This window comes from Rhodopirellula sp. UH5 (assembly GCF_056839225.1).
The window spans coordinates 2,458,292-2,474,574 of the sequence record NZ_CM166390.1; the positions used below are offsets into that span (position 1 = coordinate 2,458,292).

Here is a 16,283-nt window from a genome sequence, read left to right on the forward strand (position 1 = left end):
GCCCTCCCGCAACTTCGAACGCTGAACGCTGAACGCTTCGCGATTCCCTGAACGAAAGGGCGTGTTATCATCGCCACATGCCGAACTCCGCCTCGCAAACGACCGACGCTTTTGTGCCCCACTGGATCATTTCCGGCGGACAAACCGGAGTCGACCGTGGTGCCTTGGACGCGGCCATTGCACTTGATTTGCCACACGGCGGATGGTGCCCGGCAGGTCGCATCGCGGAAGACGGACGTATCCCGGATCGTTATTTGTTGCAGGAACACGCCTCGCGACATTACCCCGATCGGACGGAACAGAATGTCATCGACACGGACGCGACCCTGATTTTATATCGCGACAAAATCTCCGGTGGGACGGCGCTGACGAAACGAATTTGCAAACGGGAATCGCGTCCCTGTTTGGCCGCTGATTTGGCGTCGCCCAAAACGGCCGCCCAGCGAATTCGAACCTGGCTCGACAAGACGCGTCCGACCAACCTCAACGTGGCTGGTCCACGCGAAAGCAACTCCCCGGGAATTGGCGAACAAACCCGGCAGATGCTCACTCATATTTTTCGCGGCGGAGGCGGCGACATTCAGTCGTCGCTGTTCTGAACCATCTCGGCCATCAGATAACTCTTCAGACTGCCAAGCACTTCCCGAACACATGGCTGCAGATCTCGACTCCGTCGATCCCGGTTTCGGATCGGCTGAATGGTGACTCGCATCGATGTTTGCGTCACCGTGTTGTCGTTGCGATTTCGTCTGCCGCGTCCTTCGCTCAACTGAATCAACACATGAAGCGTCATCTGGTGATCGGCCGCTCGCCGGCCTTTGCCGCCTTGCGAAACAATCCGAAGTGAGACCACACTGCCGGTGACCTGAATGATCTCCGCCCGGTGATCCGAAATGAATCCGCGGAGTTTCTCCACCGCCAAATCGATTGGCACCGGTGTGACCAAGTGGTAATCGTTGTTCTCGTCCTTCTTGCTGGACGTCAACCAACTGAACCATCCCACCCTGGAACTGGCGTCCTGGTCTTGGTGAATGCCGGTTCCGAGTTGAACCACCCGGTTGCGACCGTTTTCCTTGGCTTTCAACAGAGCCCGGTCCGACCTTGCCAAAATGGTTTCCGCGGCGTCGCCCGTTTGATATTCAGTGACCCCAAAACTGACCGTGACCGATTCCCCGTTGAGTCCGTCCAGCGGAGTGACCTCAATGGCTTGACGAATCTGTTCGGCTCGGCGGGCGGCGGTGGCATTGTCGCTGTTGATGGCCAAGAAAACGAATTCTTCGCCACCATAACGAGCCACCAAGTCTTCGTTGCGAGCGTGACTTTCGAGGATGCGAGCAAACTGCATCAATGCTTCATCGCCGGCCGGGTGACCATGCACATCGTTGACTTGCTTGAAGTGATCAATGTCGCAGATGATCAGACTAAACTTGGTGTTGTTCTTCTTGGCATCGGCAGTGGCCCGCAGCAGACGACTGTCGAATTCGGCTCGATTGGCAATGCCAGTCAAAGGATCGCTGGTTGCCTTTTTGTGCAACGACTGAATCTGACTTTGCAACTTGTTCTGGTCCGACATGTCGCGGACGAGGACCAATGCTCCTCCACCATACGAATCGCGAACAGGACTGACCTGCAACAGCACATCTTGCGAGACACCGCCACGAACCAATTTCATGGTTCGCGTGACAGTGGTTTGCAATCGCAAACTATCCGCGACCGGGCAAGAGGTCGTTTCGTCCCCCGATTCATCGACGATTCCCAATGTGTCGACATCCCAGTGGCGACCAACCATCGCCTCACTGGCAACGCCGGTCAGGCGTGACAAAGTCTCGTTCCAGTAAGTGACTTGTCCTTCGCAATCCGTGAAGGCCACCCCGTCCCGAACTTGGTCGCCCAAGGCTTGGTAGAAGGGCATTGCACCGGAAGTCTCACCCTGCAACTTCGCTTCCGTTTGGACAGAAGTTTTTTCCTGAACGACCGTCTGTTCGCTCGCAGCCGTCAGACCAAGGAAATGAGGTGAATTCGCATTGAGCTTCTGCAACCATCGATCCACGACGCTGCTGTGCAACAGTTCCGGACGCCGCTCCAACATCGTTGCGAAATCACGCGTCAGCTCGGGATCGAACTGCGTGCCGCTGCCTCGAAACAATTCTTGCAGAGCTCGTTCGCGACTGAGAGCGGAACGGTAGACTTGGTCCGTTGTCATCGCATCAAAGGCGCCCGCAATGGACATCATCCGGGCTCCCAACGGCAACGCGTCTCCGCGCACATGGTCTTCCTGTCGACGTGAGTCGTACCAGACGCCGCAATACTTCACGATATTCAGCAGGCTCTGATCGGTCGTGCATCCACGCAAGATTTCACATCCCAGCTCGGCACAACAATCCATTGTCAATTGTTCTTCAATGCTGAGCTTGCCAGGCTTGCGCAAAATTCGATCGGGGATGCCGATCTTGCCGATGTCGTGCAGCAAAGCTGCCACTTCGATGCGATCACGAGCTTCATCCGCCAACCCCAAACGCTCGCACCATGCCGAACACGCCAGGGCCACACGCAAGCTGTGAGCTGCAGTGGGTGCATGCTTGGTTCGCAAGGCATAAAACAGCGATGTCGCCATGCCCAAACGAACCATTGCCAAATGATTCTCAAAAGGCCGTGTGTCCTCCACCGAATCGCCAACGTCCCCTTGAGCGATCGCGTCGGCCGCGGAAACAGGTGCCACCACACCGGGAAGCTGTCCGGTCGCTGCCTCGCCCAATCCCATCAACAGCTCGCTCAAACGCGAAGCGGAATGGGCCGCGTCGGGTGGGGCTGTTTCAGGTTGAGCGGGATCGTTGGGAGAAACATCGGAATGTGGCACATCCGCGACAGGCCGTCCTGCGGGGACGGGCACCATCGGTGGCATACTGTGGTTGGCGAGATCGCTGGGCACCATTTGGTCGTTCATAGCCGGCTATTCTGCGAGACATCTGTGTCGTGACGCAAAACCATACGTTCCATTTTGGGCTTGGTTGAAAGTCACCTCCCGAGCTGGAGCAATCGTGCGGGTTTCCGACCGCCACGATGCCGCAAACCCCGCGCAATCCGAACAACCCCATCAAAAAGCCGAAATGGGACTTCCAATCCGCCCCGTTCATGGAACTTGGCCCCCCTTTTTGGCTCCAATGGATCACAGCGAATCGGCGCCTGTTGTGCGCCTCCTATTCGCAATATTCCGCGAAAAACTTGCCACCGAACCCCCGTCCATCTAACATGGTTACGCGGCTTGTGACGGACCTTTAGCCTTCAGTCCTGAGCCCACCGGCTCCATTCATCTCATCTTCCGGACCATCACTGTGAGCCTATCCGACGTCGATCGTCAGCTTCTGCAACGTTGTCTCGACCGGGAACCCCGGGCGTGGCAGGACTTCGTCGATCGATTTGTTGGCCTGGTCGTTCATGTCGTCAATCGGACCGCGATGGGCCGTGGGTTGTCGATGGACGAATCGACTCGCGATGACATGGTGGCGGAAGTGTTTCTGGTCATCATTCGGCACGATTTTGCCGTGCTTCGCCGCTTTCGACGGCAGTGCTCGCTGGCGACGTACCTGACGATTGTTGCCCGCCGCGTTGTCGTTCGACGCCTGACTGCCAAAGCGGCGGTCACCGGCAACCGTGATCCTGCGTCGCTTTCCAACGGGCACACCAACAACGGATCCACCAACGGTCACGCCGCCCCAACGCAGGTCAACGGCGAATTGCAGCGAATCGAAAATGCAGAAGAAGTCGAGCACCTGCTGCTCCGTCTGGACCCGCGAGAAGCCAGCGTCGTTCGGATGTATCACCTGGAAGGCAAGTCGTACCAAGAGATCAGCCAGGCAGTTGGCGTGAGCGAAAACACGATCGGCCCCATGTTGCACCGGGCGCACGCCAAAATGGGTCGCGGCTGAGCACCCTCGATCGAGTGAACGACACTCCCGGTTGAAACTGCTAACCTGTTCGATTGTTTTCTTCAAACGATCGCAGTGAGCTCCCGGATGTCGTCGCCCTCTAAATCGACCTCAACCCTCTCCCAGTCCACCGCCCCCGACACCGAAATGGACCAAGCCCATTCGGTCCTTCGATCGGTGTGGGGGTACGATTCATTCCGGCCCCTGCAAGCCGATGCGGTGCAGGATGTCGTCCGAGGACGCGACAGCCTGGTCGTCCTGCCGACCGGCGGCGGGAAATCACTGTGCTATCAAGTCCCCGCGCTCGTGCGAGATGGCATGTCCGTGGTGGTCTCGCCGCTGATCTCTTTGATGAAGGACCAGGTCGACGCGTTGACCGCCAACGGTGTCGCAGCGGCCCTCGTCAACAGCACGCAGTCGATGGATCAAAAACGCGAAACGGCGGACCGGATCCGTCGCGGCGAAATCAAGATCCTGTACTTGGCCCCGGAGCGTTTGCTCACGCCCAAAACGCTCGCCTTTCTTCGCAGCTTGCCGATCTCTTTTTTCGCCATCGATGAAGCTCACTGCGTCAGCAACTGGGGGCATGACTTTCGCCCCGAGTATCGCGGGTTGCGAATCCTCAAAGAACAGTTCCCTGCCGCATCGGTGCACGCCTTCACCGCCACCGCCTCCCAACAAGTTCGTGATGACATCACCGAACAATTGCAACTCCACGAACCGCGGGTCTTGGTTGGTAACTTCGACCGCCCCAACCTGACGTACCGGATGCTGCGCAGCGACGGCAAACTGAACCAGATTCAACAGTGCATCCAGCAACATCGCGGTGAATCAGGCGTCGTCTACTGCATCACTCGCAAAGAAGTCGAACAAACCGCCGCCGCATTGGAATCCATGGGCGTCCGGACACTGCCGTACCATGCGGGGCTGGCAGCCGAAATCCGGCAGGCAAACCAAGAAGCGTTCATCCAAGAAAAGGTCGATGTGATCGTCGCGACCGTGGCCTTTGGAATGGGAATTGACAAATCCAACGTGCGGTTTGTCATCCACGCCGGGATGCCCAAATCGATTGAACACTACCAGCAAGAAAGCGGTCGCGCCGGCCGCGATGGGCTCGCCGCTGAATGTGTTCTGATTCACAGTGGTGGCGATTTGATGTCCTGGAAACGCATCCTCGAAAATGGCGACCGCAACAACTTTCAATCCGCCATGGGTTCGGTCGAGGCGATGGCGTCGCTGTGCAACGGAGTGCAATGCAGGCACGCCTCGCTGGTGGAGTACTTTGGCCAAGAATACGATGCCGACAATTGCGATGCCTGCGACGTTTGTCTCGGGGAACTCGACGTCGTGGAGGATCCAATCACACTGGCACAAAAGATCCTGTCGTGTGTGGTCCGTTTGAAAGAACGCTATGGCGTCGCGCACACCGTGAAGGTCCTCACCGGATCAAAAGACCAAAAGGTCATCCAAGCGGGGCACGATCAGCTGAGCACCTACAACCTGCTTTCCAACGAAGGTGCCAACGCGGTTCGCACCTGGATCGAACAACTCATTTCGCAAAACCATTTGATCCGAACCGGCGAGTACCAATCCCTTCGATTGACCGAATCTGGTCGTGCGTTGCTCAAACGTGAAGGCGACGTGACGCTCACCAAGGTGAGCGCAAAAAGCTCGTCTCGCCGCCCAGCCGCCAATGCATCCTGGGAAGGCGTCGACCGTCAATTGTTCGATCACTTGCGTTCTCTCCGCAGCGAAATGGCGTCCGAACGAGGTGTCCCGGCTTACGTCATCTTCGGCGACGCGGTGCTGCGAGAATTGGCTCGCGTGCGTCCCACGTCGATCGACAAACTCACCCACATTCGAGGCATCGGCGATCGCAAACGGGAAGAATTTGGCCAACTGTTCCTGGACTCGATCGATCAATACTGCGAGAAAAACCCACTCGTCAGGGACCAATCCGACAACACGGCCCCAGCGCCGATCAACAAACCGCGAGCGAACACCGCCCCAAACGCGGCGATGGTCCAAGCCTTCCAACTTTTTCGGGACGGGCGATCCGCCTCCGAAGTTGCAGAAAAGATGGGTCGCGCCGAATCGACCGTGAACAAGTATCTCAGCGATTTCATTCAATCCGAAAACATCACCGATCCAACGCAGTGGGTCCCCAAAGAAGAAGCCGAAGCAATCCGGGCGGCCCTTCTGGCAGCCGAGGACGAACGGCTTCGACCGGTGTTCGAAGCCTTGAATGAAGAGATGTCTTACGAAAAGATCCGCATCGTCGCCACGTGCATGAAGAACGAAATGGCTGACGATGCGGACGATTGACAATCAACTCGTTCAGCTAACTGCCTGGCAAGCAATCAACTGCCAACCGATCAGCTTTTGTCCCAGCGAGTTCGCAGTGCGTCCAACAACACCGCGACCACGATCACCACGCCGGTGATGATTTGCTTGCTGGCATCGGACACACCGACCTGAGCCAGACCGGTCTGCAAGACCTGGATGATCAAAACACCAATGAACGATCGCACCACGTTCCCACGCCCGCCCATCAGACTGGTGCCACCAATCACACAGGCCGCGATCGCAGCCAGCTCGATGCCGATCGCCGCATTCGGATCGGCAGTCGACAAACGGGACGTCTGAGCCAACCCGGCCAAGCCGCACATCATGCCGCTGATCGCGAAAATCCCAATGCACAGAGGAGCGGACCGAATCCCCGACATCCGGACCGCTTCCGCGTTGGTACCGATCGCGATGCAGTACCGGCCCCACACCGTTCGCGTCAAAAACAGTTGCCCCAGGATCACGGTTCCAATCGCTGCCATGAAAGCGGGCGAAACGAAGGCGCCGGGCAACGGCTGACCGAACCATTCAATTCGACTGCCGATGTAAATCGATTGGGAATCCGTGACCACCTTGGTTGCTCCTCGAGCAATCTCAAGCATCCCCAGCGTGACGATGAAGGAGGGAATCCCAAAGCCGATCGAGATTGCTCCGTTCACCCCGCCGCCAATGGATGCGACCAACACAGCCACCGGGAGAGCCGCCCAAATCGACCAGTCGTGATTCGCCATCAACACGCCCAACACCGCGGACGAAACCGCCAGCAAAGAACCGACCGACAAATCAATGCCGCCGATGATGAGCACCAGCGTCATCCCAACGACCAGAAACGTCAGGTCGGGAACTTGATTGGCAATCGACACCAACGTCGACCACTGGAAAAAATTCTTGCTGAGCAGCGAAAAGATCGCCACCAGCACCAGCAAAACCGCGACCAAACCAAGGTGCGGTGCCATCTTCCGGAAAGAATCCTGCAAACGACTCATGAGGTGGCCCCGTTGTTTTGTGGGCCAACGGGCGTGGACACTGCGCCGAGTCGACTTGGCGTGGGGCTGGATTCGTGCCCAGCAAACGACGCCTCCAGAATCGCGTCCTCGCTGAAGTCGTCTCGCTCAAACGTCGCCATGATCTTCCCTGCGGACATGACCGCGATCGCATCGCAAGTCTCAAATAGCTCTTCCAAATCACTGCTCACAATCACAATCGTTTTGCCTTGCTTGGCCAATTCCTCAAACAGCTCGTAAAGTTTGCCTCGCGCCGCCACATCGATCCCGCGTGACGGTTCATCGAACAGGTACACTTCGGCCCCCCGAGTCAACCACTTGGCCACAGCCACCTTCTGCTGGTTGCCGCCGCTGAGCGTCCCAACCGCCTGTTCCAACGATTGATGCCGCGTTTCCAAAGACCGGTGAATCGACGTCGCCGCATCGACCTCTGCCTTTTCGCGAATCCATCCCTTGTCCGAAAACTTGGTGGCCAGTGCCGCGAGGGACGTGTTGGCTCGAATCGACTGCGACAACAGCAAACCGTTTTGCTTGCGGTCCTCGGTGACCATCGCGAAACCGGCTTGGACGGCTTGGCTGGGGTGGGTGAATCGCACACGTTTTCCTTCGCCCAGCGAAACGTTGCCGGACGTTGCGACATCCGCGCCGAAGATCGCTCGCAGCAACTCGGTTCGCCCGGAACCCACCAAACCCGCGATCCCAAACCGTTCTCCGCGGCGGACCGAGAACGAAACATCGTCGACCATTCCACACGTCATTCGCTCCACCGACAATCCGATCTGGTCGGTCCGATGACTCACAAACTCGGGTCCCGATTGACTGGAAGACCTGGATTCATTTTCCTCCGCACTCATCCATGCCACCATCTTCTCACGATTGATTCGCGAAATCGGTTCCGTGGTGACAAGACGCCCGTCGCGGAGCACGCTCACCTGATCTGACAGCTGCTGGACTTCTTCGAGTCGGTGGGAGATGTAAATGATCGCAACGCCTTGTTCACGCATCTGTTTCAGGTGCGTGAACAACTCTTCGGATTCGCTGCCCGAGAGCGCAGCGGTCGGCTCATCGAGAATCAACACGCGAGCATCGCGGGCCAGTGCCGCCGCAATCTCAATCATCTGCTGTTTCCCAACCCCCAGCTTTCCGACAATCGCGTGCGTGTCGACATCGGGCAGACCAAACTGATCCAGAATCTTGCGAGCCGATCGATGCAGTTCGCTCATGCGCAACACGCCCCATCGATTCGGCAACGACGCCAACCGGAGGTTTTCAGCAACCGACAACGTTTCAATCAAATTCAGTTCTTGCTGGACGATCTGAACCCCGCGAGCTTCGGCGTCTTGCTTGGTGCCGGGGCAATAGTCGTCGCCCAAAAGACTCATTTGCCCAGCGGACGCCGGAATCAAACCACTGATGATTTTGCAAAGGGTGCTTTTTCCAGCACCGTTGGCACCGAGCAAGGCGTGCAGATGCCCAGCTTGAAAATCGATCGAGACATCATCCAGCACGGTGACCGTGCCATAGCGTTTGGTCAGTCCGCGAACGGAGAGAGCAACGGTCATGGTTGGCTCAGGATCTCGGCGGTGATCAGATCCACCGGCGTTTCGACATCTTCGATCGACACATCCGATCCGGAGGTTTGACTTTGGATTTGTTCCAGTGCGGCTTCGATCCCAAAAACGGCCAACTGATCACCGTGTTGATCCGCCGTCGCCAGCACTTTGCCGTCTTCAATGGCTTGCCGAATCGCCGAGATATTGTCGAAGCCAACAATCTGCACTTCGCCGGCCCGGCCAGCACCTTTGACCGCTGCGATGGCTCCGAGCGCCATCGAGTCATTCGCCGCCAAAATGCCGCTGATCTCGGGATGCTCACTCAACATGGACGAGGCCACAGTGTTCGCCCGAGACATTTCCCAATCCGCGGATTGGCTGCTGACAATCTCCATGCCCGCTTCCTGCATTGCGGCTTCAAATCCCTTCAAACGCTGTTGAGCGTTGTAGGACGTGCGGATCCCTTCCAGAATCGCAACTTTGTCACCTTTGCGATTCGCGGCCAAGTGATCACCGACTTTCTTCGCCCCGGCCATGTTGTCGGGACCAACAAATGGGATGCTGACGCCTTCTTGTTTCAGCACTTCCACGTCCAAGCGGTTGTCGATGTTGACAACGATGACTCCCGCTTCAATGGCTCGTCGGAGGGCCGGCACCAAAACCTTGGAATCCGCCGGGGCGATCACAATCGCGTCCACGCCGCTGGCAACCATCTCTTCGACCAAAGCGACTTGGCGACTGACATCTCGCTCATCTTTGATCCCGTTGACGACCAAGTCGTATTGATCCGAGTTTTCGGACTGATGCGATTCGGCTCCCTTCGCCATCGTCGAGAAAAACTCATTTGCCAATGACTTCATGATCAAGGCAACGCGAGGTTTGCCGTCTCCATCCGCCTCGCTTTGTGAAGTGGAACTGGAGGAACTGCATCCCGACACAAACAGGACCAGAAGTGCGGCAAGACAGCCAACTCGATTTGCGATTTTGAACATGGTTCAAGTGGTGGTGGGTTTGAAAGAGCGGGGATGATTTCCGATGCAAATGTTGCCGAAAACGTTTGTCCAGGATCTGGCAACGCGGAGTGTCGACGGAGCCAATCGAAACGGATCGCCTCGACAACGAGCGTTCGTGCTCGGTGAAAGAGACACGGAGGGCAGGGAAGCATCAGGCGGGACGGCGGGAACTCGAATCGAACGACGCCGGTGCGATAGCATAGCGACTGCATCGAGGACGGTGGCGGTGACATCCCTCTGGTTTCGTCAGTGGCTGGGAATCTCAGTCCGAGGGAATCTCGACGTCCGGGGGGGGGCGCCAGTGGGGTTGCCCAGTTGCCGGCCGACCATGAAATTGGTCGCTCACTCATTCCATCCTGGAATCCTGTTTCGGATTCTTCCCTTCGCACGCGACCGGCCCGCACATGTTTGCTCTGGATGTCCTATCACGAATCATCCACGTTGGCACCGCGATCACCTTGGTCGGTGGTTCTGCGTTCATGCTGATGGTTTTGCTCCCGTCCGCCAAACTGATCTCCGAGGAAGCCCATCAAACGTTGGCTCAAGCCGTGACGGGGCGATGGAAACGGTTCATTCATGGCGGCATCCTGCTGTTTTTGCTCAGCGGTTTTTACAACTACATGCGAGCGATCCCGAATCACAAAGGGGACGGGCTGTATCACGGTTTGCTGGGCGCGAAGATGCTGCTCGCGTTCGCGATTTTCTTCCTCGCCTCGGCATTGGTGGGTCGCAGCGCCGCCTTCGCCGGCATTCGCGAAAACCGCTCCAAGTGGTTGAAAGTCATCGTTCTGTTCGCCGCCATCATCGTGGGCATCTCCGGTTTTGTGAAAGTTCGCGGGGTCCCCGCAACCTCGAATGAGGTTGCCACCTCTGTCCCCGTCCAAGTTGATCCGGCCGACACCCCGGAACCGCAACCGGCGACCGCTGAGTGAATCGTCTGCGAACGTGGAGGGAACAATTCTTTCGCCCGGGAGAGATCCAGCTTTTGGTTTGGTCCACGGCGTGGTTCTTCTGTTTGCTGGGCGGCTACTACCAACTGCGTCCCCTTCGCGAAGCGGAAGCGTTTGCTCGCGGCAGCGATGAGATTCCGTGGCTGTTCTTGGCGAGCTTCCTGGCAATGCTGGTCGCCTCCCCCATCTACGCCTCCGTCGCCAACCGCGGCCGCGGAATGCGGTTGGTCAGCCGTGTGTATCGATTCTTTGAACTGAACTTGCTCGTCTTTTTTTTCGCGATGCAAGCCAGTGACCCACACGTGGCCGCCTGGGTCGGGCGTTTCTATTTCGTCTGGTTGAGCGTCTTCAATCTGTTTGTGGTTTCGCTGATGTGGAGCGTTTTCACGGACTCGTATCAAAGCGATCAAGCCAAGCGTTTGTTCGGCTTCATCTCGGCGGGAGGAACCATCGGCGGAATCGCGGGGTCGGCCTTCGCATCCTGGCTCTCGCAGCAGGTGGACGTTTCCTATGTCTTGATCGCTGGCATCGTCGCCTTGGAACTGTGCCAACAATGCGGCCACTTTTATGCGAAAACGAAATCCAAGCAGGCCCGAGTGAGTGCGGACACGGACAACGGGATCCCCCAAGAAACCGCCGCCGAAACTCCAGGACTGGCCTCGATGGAAAATGCTGACTCGCCCAACGCGGGTCCAGCCCAAGCCAAGACCTCGATGTGGGTCGGCGTTCGAGCGGTTGGCAAATCACCGTATCTGTTGGGGCTGTGCGTGTTTTTATTGACGCTGCAAGCATGCGCGACCACCGTCTACTGCGAACAAGCGGATTTCATTCGCGAAGCGGGGCTGAACAAGGCTGACCGATTCGCCCTGATGTCCCAGATCAATCTCTGGGTGCTCAGCCTCACGCTCGCGATTCAATTGCTCGGCACCGCTGCCTTGCTGCGTCGTCTCGGCATGGCAATCGTCCTCGGCGTGTTCCCGATGATCTACGTGATCGGGTTCGCCGGATTGGCGTTTTGGCCCAGTCTCCACTGGATCGTCGCGTTGGTCGTCGTCCACCGAGCGGCCAGCTACTCCGTGTTCGCACCCGGAATCCAGGTCCTGTACACGGTGGTGGATCGCCGCACGCTGTATCAAGCCAAAGGTTTTCTGGACACGGCCGTGGTCCGAGGAGGCGACGTCATGTCGGCTCAATTGTTCGGGCTCCTGCGTTTCAGTGGCCTGAGTTTGACGGCAATCGCCGCCGGATTCCTGCCTCTCGCGGTCCTGACCGGGTGGTTGGGGATGCGAACCGGCCGCCAGCAGGCAGAAATGCAGCGGCGCGGTCGACCGGCCGGCCATGATTGACCCGCTCGTTGGCCATTCGTAGACTTGTTCGGTTTCCACCCAGCAATTCTCGACGAAATTCGCCCACGCCGGCCAGCATTCGCTTGCCGGCATCTTTTTTTCGTCGATCTTTCTCATCATTCAGTTCTGATGTCATCTGATTCTCACGGCCACCTGGGACCCCCGCCGCTCATGGACCAAGCGATTGCGAAAGCCGACACTCTCATCGAAGCCATGGGGTGGATCCGTCGTTTTCGTGGCAAAACGATGGTCATCAAACTCGGTGGCAGTCTGCTAGAGGACCAAGAAGCACTCCATCATTTATTACTGGATGTGATCTTCATGGAAACCGTCGGACTGCGTCCGGTGGTGGTGCATGGTGGTGGCAAGGCAATCACAGCCGCAATGGCCAAAGCGGGCATCCAAGCCCAATTCATTCGCGGCCGTCGCGTCACCGACGAGGAATCGCTGAAGGTTGTCGAGCAAGTTCTCGCGGGAGAATTGAACGTCGAACTGACCGAGATGATGGAACATCTGGGTGGCCGCGCAGTCAACTTGTCGCCACGCACCACGTGCGTTTTGAAAGGCAAAAAACTGATCGATCCCGAGGGTGATGACCTGGGATACGTTGGGGAAGTGACTGAGGTCGACCGCGACGTGATCGAAAGCCTGGCTTACACCGATCAAGTCGCCGTGATCCCCTCGTTGTGCGAGGATGAGCAGGGCCAAATGTACAACGTCAACGCTGACACCGCCGCGATGGCTGTCGCTCAATCACTCGGTGCGGACAAACTGGTTTTCCTTTCCGACGTCAACGGTGTTCGTCGCGACCCCGAAGATCCCTCCACCATCATCCCCGCGTTGTCCGCCGATGAGGCTCGCCAGTTGATCACCGATGGCGTGATCAAATCCGGCATGATCCCAAAGGTCGAGGCCTGCTTGGAAACCTTGGGACGCGGCGTGCAAAAGGTTCACATCATTGACGGTCGCTTGCGCCATTCCTTGTTGCTAGAAATCTTCACCACGGACGGCGTGGGCACGGAGATTCACCAGTGAAGGCAACTGGCAGCGACGATTGCCCGCTTGGCGAAGGCTGGATCAATGCGATCGCGGGCCGCCTCTCACCCACCGGTGGAAACTCGTGTCGTGACGCGCTGCATCAATTCGCGGACCAACCGGAATGGCGCGGCGATGTTGCGTTGCGAACCAAGATCGCAGAGCAACTTCGAACGCTGACCCAACACGATGCCTCCACGATCGCGGACTGCATCAGCGCATCGACGAAAGACCAGGCCCTGGAGCATGCTCTCGTAACGGGGCGCCGTCACCATCAGTCGCTGCAAGCCTCCGACACCAATTCTGGTGACGTCGCCTTGCCACCCAAGTGCCTGTGCTTGGTCGGCAGCGATCATGGACGCAGCATCGTGGCCAGAATGGCAAGTGGCAAATCATCCCTGCGAGGTAGCGAGTGGCCCTTGTTGCCCGGATTCGTTCACGCTTCCACCGATCGCTTCGTTGACCGCATCGATTCGTCCACAGCCGTGGCCTTGGTGTCCCCGTGGGATTTCAACGGTGTCGGACAACCCTTGACTGCGGAATGGTGGGCGCATTGCCGACGACGATGCGACGAGACCGGCACCTGCTTGATCATCGACCATGGCAACCTCCCCGCAGTCGGAAACGGACATCTCTTCGCACATGAGATGGTCGCAGGAATCTCGGCTGACGCTGTGATCCTTTCAGCCGGACTGACATTTGATCTGCCCGGTGGGTTGCTGGTGCTTGGCCAATCTCTCGCATCGCATGCACAGGGTTTGGTTCCCTCCAATGATCTGGTCGGACATTTGATCTCCTCCACCCTCGCGACGCTCATTCAAACCGACGCACTCACGACAGACACGGACGCTTTCGCAATCGCATTGGCAGAACGAATTGCGACCCGTGGTTGTGTTCGCGATCTGCACGTCAGTGGTCACACCGTGGTCCTGGAACTGGACGTTGACACGCAAGCTTGGCTCGAAAAAGCCAACGCGAAGAAACTGCACGCATCGATCTGCAGCGAACACTCCGTGCTGTTCCAGCCTCCTTTGTTGATGACAAACGAAGAACACACCAACCTGATCGACCGAATCGATGCCGTGCTGGCGGGGTTGGAACAAAATCAGCAACCGCCCCCCTCCTCCGATCAAGTGATTCCGGAGGAAGACGCTGGCCCGGAGGCAATGCCAAGCGACTCCCTTGCCGGTGCAGTCGCGACGGGGGCACTGGCAGACAGTGCACTCACAGATCCTGTGATCACCGACGAAACCCGGGAAGCAGCCCTCCCAAACGAAACAAAAGCGGATTCAGACAACGCGAACGAGGCGTTTGAAGAGGATGAATCCGAGGAAATGGTCGAGGAAGATCCTGTCGAGGAGGACGAAGAAGACGAGGACGAATTCGACGAGGAGTACGACGAAGAAGAACAGGTAGAGGAAGAGGAAGTCGACCAAGAAGAAGACGACGAACCAACCGAACAAGATGAAACTGAACTGGAAAGCAACGAACTGGACGAGTTCGAATCCAACGAGGAAACGGAGAAACATTGATGCGACACTTGCTCACCCTCTTTGATCTGACCCCGCAAGAGTTGCGTCAGATTTTAGCAACCGCTCAGACCCTCAAAGCCAAATTGAAGCAGGGCGAACGGCCCGCGATCTTGGAACGCTACACACTGGCGTTGCTGTTTGAAAAACCAAGTTTGCGGACCCGCGTCAGCTTTGAGACGGGCATGAATCACCTTGGGGGCAGCAGTCTGTTCCTAGGCGATGATGTCGGCTGGGGCAAACGCGAATCGCCATCCGACTTCACCCGAGTGCTCGGTCAATTCGTTGACGCAGTCGCGTGTCGCGCGAAGTCTCATGAACGTGTCGAGCAACTGGCGAAATACAACGCCGTTCCGGTCATCAACAGCCTCACTGATCTCTGCCATCCCTGCCAAGCGATTGCGGATGTGTTGACGCTGCAGGAAAGCTTCGGTGATGTCAAAGATCGCCACATGGTGTTTGTCGGTGACGGCAACAACGTCTCCCGTTCATTGGCCCTCGCCTGTGCGATGCTGGACATTCAGTTCACGCTTGCCCGCCCAGACGGCTACGAACTCGACCAACCTTGGCTCGATCGCATCACGGCCAAATACCCCCACGCGAAACTGAACCAGATCACGGACCCAATCGCTGCGGTCCAAAACGCCGACGCGATCTACACCGACGTTTGGACCAGCATGGGACAGGAGGCGGAGTCGATTGAACGACGTGCCGCCTTCAAAGAATTCCAAGTCAACGAGGCGTTGCTCGAAGCGGCTCCGAAAACCGCCCGCGTGCTGCATTGCTTGCCCGCCGTGCGAGGCGAGGAGATCACCGACGCGGTGATGGATGGTCCGCAGAGCGACGTGATCGAACAGGCGGGCAATCGGATGCACGCCCAAAAGGCGTTGATGATTCAACTTCTGCGTCCCGAGTGGATCGCAGAAAACATTCGCGTTTGATGCCGAACCCACTCGCTCAACACGAGCGAGCGTGGTCCATCCGACGTCAACGAATCAGCGCTGAGCGAATTGCAATTCGGCCGACACGAAGGGGTTGGTTTGAACCTTCCCGGGAGTGAAGTCGGCCGAATTCGAAACCAACGTGGTGGCGGACTCGGAATCGGTTTCCACGTCGCTCGACTTGCTGCTTTTCACTTTGGACTTCGTGACCAAGTGCGAGGTCGACTCACCGGCCTTGCAGACATAAGGATTCGAAACCGGTCCGACGTAACCGCGGCGTTGATTCATGGGTGCCACCTGGCTGCGATAGTCCGCTCCGGGACTCACAACGGGTGGCGACGCAAAGGGGCTGACACCGTAGGGACGGTAGTGACGCGTGCCGTAGTAAACCGGTGGGTTGGTCGCGAAATACGGCGGGTTTGGGATGCTGGATCGATACGTCGATCCGTAGGGCTGATAAAAACCGTATGGCTGGAACCCAAATGCATAGGGCGACTGAGCGGACGCTTCTTCGCAGCAGGCCACGCAGCCTGCAACAACCGCCAAACCCAAGAAAAGGCGTTGGATCGATCGCTTCAAGCGACTCGAACCCCGCGAAAAGGCAGATTTCTGAGACAACATAGCTGGCCCGCTTTCTCTC

Annotated in this window: 13 protein-coding genes; 8 read left to right on the forward strand and 5 right to left on the reverse strand. The window is 57.6% G+C overall.

What is annotated here, in order from left to right:
- The first annotated feature begins 77 nt into the window (after positions 1-77).
- Positions 78-599, forward strand: a complete 522-nt coding sequence (locus UH5x_RS08905) for a putative molybdenum carrier protein (RefSeq protein ID WP_047815310.1) — start codon at positions 78-80, stop codon at positions 597-599.
- Here UH5x_RS08905 and UH5x_RS08910 read toward each other — a convergent pair.
- Positions 581-2,944 (reverse strand): sensor domain-containing diguanylate cyclase/phosphohydrolase, encoded by a 2,364-nt coding sequence (locus UH5x_RS08910; RefSeq protein WP_482635449.1) that lies wholly within the window; start codon positions 2,942-2,944, stop codon positions 581-583. The two genes, UH5x_RS08905 and UH5x_RS08910, sit on opposite strands and share 19 nt — an antisense overlap.
- A gap of 388 nt (positions 2,945-3,332) precedes the next feature.
- On the opposite strand from UH5x_RS08910, the gene UH5x_RS08915 reads away from it, so the two are divergent.
- Both UH5x_RS08915 and recQ read left to right on the forward strand, forming a co-directional pair.
- Complete coding sequence (locus UH5x_RS08915) at positions 3,333-3,926, forward strand: RNA polymerase sigma factor (RefSeq protein ID WP_482635450.1); 594 nt, start codon at positions 3,333-3,335, stop codon at positions 3,924-3,926.
- A gap of 87 nt (positions 3,927-4,013) precedes the next feature.
- Positions 4,014-6,251, forward strand: coding sequence for a DNA helicase RecQ (recQ, locus tag UH5x_RS08920; RefSeq protein WP_482635451.1), 2,238 nt, complete (start codon positions 4,014-4,016; stop codon positions 6,249-6,251).
- Between the two features lie 50 nt (positions 6,252-6,301).
- Here recQ and UH5x_RS08925 read toward each other — a convergent pair whose 3' ends face one another.
- The 3 genes from UH5x_RS08925 to UH5x_RS08935 are packed head-to-tail and all read right to left on the reverse strand — an operon-like array spanning position 6,302 to position 9,821.
- Entirely contained in the window at positions 6,302-7,258 is a 957-nt protein-coding gene (locus tag UH5x_RS08925) for an ABC transporter permease (protein ID WP_482635452.1), read from the reverse strand.
- Complete coding sequence (locus UH5x_RS08930; protein ID WP_482635453.1) at positions 7,255-8,838, reverse strand: sugar ABC transporter ATP-binding protein; 1,584 nt, start codon at positions 8,836-8,838, stop codon at positions 7,255-7,257. Before UH5x_RS08930 ends, UH5x_RS08925 begins: the two co-directional genes overlap by 4 nt.
- The gene (locus tag UH5x_RS08935; protein ID WP_482635454.1) at positions 8,835-9,821 is read right to left on the reverse strand and encodes a substrate-binding domain-containing protein; all 987 of its coding nucleotides are present in this window, start codon (positions 9,819-9,821) and stop codon (positions 8,835-8,837) included. Before UH5x_RS08935 ends, UH5x_RS08930 begins: the two co-directional genes overlap by 4 nt.
- A gap of 425 nt (positions 9,822-10,246) precedes the next feature.
- Here UH5x_RS08935 and UH5x_RS08940 point away from each other — a divergent pair, with 425 nt between their 5' ends.
- From UH5x_RS08940 to argF, 5 genes are all read left to right on the forward strand, one after another.
- On the forward strand, positions 10,247-10,774 hold the full coding sequence (locus UH5x_RS08940) for a hypothetical protein (RefSeq protein WP_236696362.1): 528 nt from the start codon (positions 10,247-10,249) through the stop codon (positions 10,772-10,774).
- The gene (locus tag UH5x_RS08945) at positions 10,771-12,138 is read left to right on the forward strand and encodes an NTP/NDP exchange transporter (RefSeq protein WP_047815318.1); all 1,368 of its coding nucleotides are present in this window, start codon (positions 10,771-10,773) and stop codon (positions 12,136-12,138) included. The genes UH5x_RS08940 and UH5x_RS08945 overlap by 4 nt, the downstream gene beginning before the upstream one ends.
- A 171-nt stretch (positions 12,139-12,309) precedes the next feature.
- A complete protein-coding gene (gene argB / locus UH5x_RS08950; protein WP_047815319.1) occupies positions 12,310-13,173 on the forward strand; it encodes an acetylglutamate kinase in 864 nt (287 codons plus the stop codon).
- The gene (locus UH5x_RS08955) at positions 13,170-14,705 is read left to right on the forward strand and encodes an aminotransferase class III-fold pyridoxal phosphate-dependent enzyme (RefSeq protein WP_482635455.1); all 1,536 of its coding nucleotides are present in this window, start codon (positions 13,170-13,172) and stop codon (positions 14,703-14,705) included. Before argB ends, UH5x_RS08955 begins: the two co-directional genes overlap by 4 nt.
- Entirely contained in the window at positions 14,705-15,643 is a 939-nt protein-coding gene (gene argF, locus UH5x_RS08960; RefSeq protein WP_047815321.1) for an ornithine carbamoyltransferase, read from the forward strand. Before UH5x_RS08955 ends, argF begins: the two co-directional genes overlap by 1 nt.
- 54 nt (positions 15,644-15,697) lie before the next feature.
- On the opposite strand, the gene UH5x_RS08965 is transcribed toward argF, so the two are convergent.
- Complete coding sequence (locus tag UH5x_RS08965) at positions 15,698-16,222, reverse strand: hypothetical protein (protein WP_482635456.1); 525 nt, start codon at positions 16,220-16,222, stop codon at positions 15,698-15,700.
- Positions 16,223-16,283 lie beyond the last annotated feature (61 nt).

Bases quoted from the DNA above. Each gene is read 5' to 3' on its own strand.
- UH5x_RS08925 (WP_482635452.1), bottom strand. From the start codon at position 7,258: ATGAGTCGTTTGCAGGATTCTTTCCGGAAGATGGCACCGCACCTTGGT.
- argB (WP_047815319.1), top strand. From the start codon at position 12,310: ATGGACCAAGCGATTGCGAAAGCCGACACTCTCATCGAAGCCATGGGG.
- argF (WP_047815321.1), top strand. From the start codon at position 14,705: ATGCGACACTTGCTCACCCTCTTTGATCTGACCCCGCAAGAGTTGCGT.
- UH5x_RS08935 (WP_482635454.1), bottom strand. From the start codon at position 9,821: ATGTTCAAAATCGCAAATCGAGTTGGCTGTCTTGCCGCACTTCTGGTC.
- UH5x_RS08905 (WP_047815310.1), top strand. From the start codon at position 78: ATGCCGAACTCCGCCTCGCAAACGACCGACGCTTTTGTGCCCCACTGG.
- UH5x_RS08930 (WP_482635453.1), bottom strand. From the start codon at position 8,838: ATGACCGTTGCTCTCTCCGTTCGCGGACTGACCAAACGCTATGGCACG.
- UH5x_RS08940 (WP_236696362.1), top strand. From the start codon at position 10,247: ATGTTTGCTCTGGATGTCCTATCACGAATCATCCACGTTGGCACCGCG.
- recQ (WP_482635451.1), top strand. From the start codon at position 4,014: ATGTCGTCGCCCTCTAAATCGACCTCAACCCTCTCCCAGTCCACCGCC.
- UH5x_RS08910 (WP_482635449.1), bottom strand. From the start codon at position 2,944: ATGAACGACCAAATGGTGCCCAGCGATCTCGCCAACCACAGTATGCCA.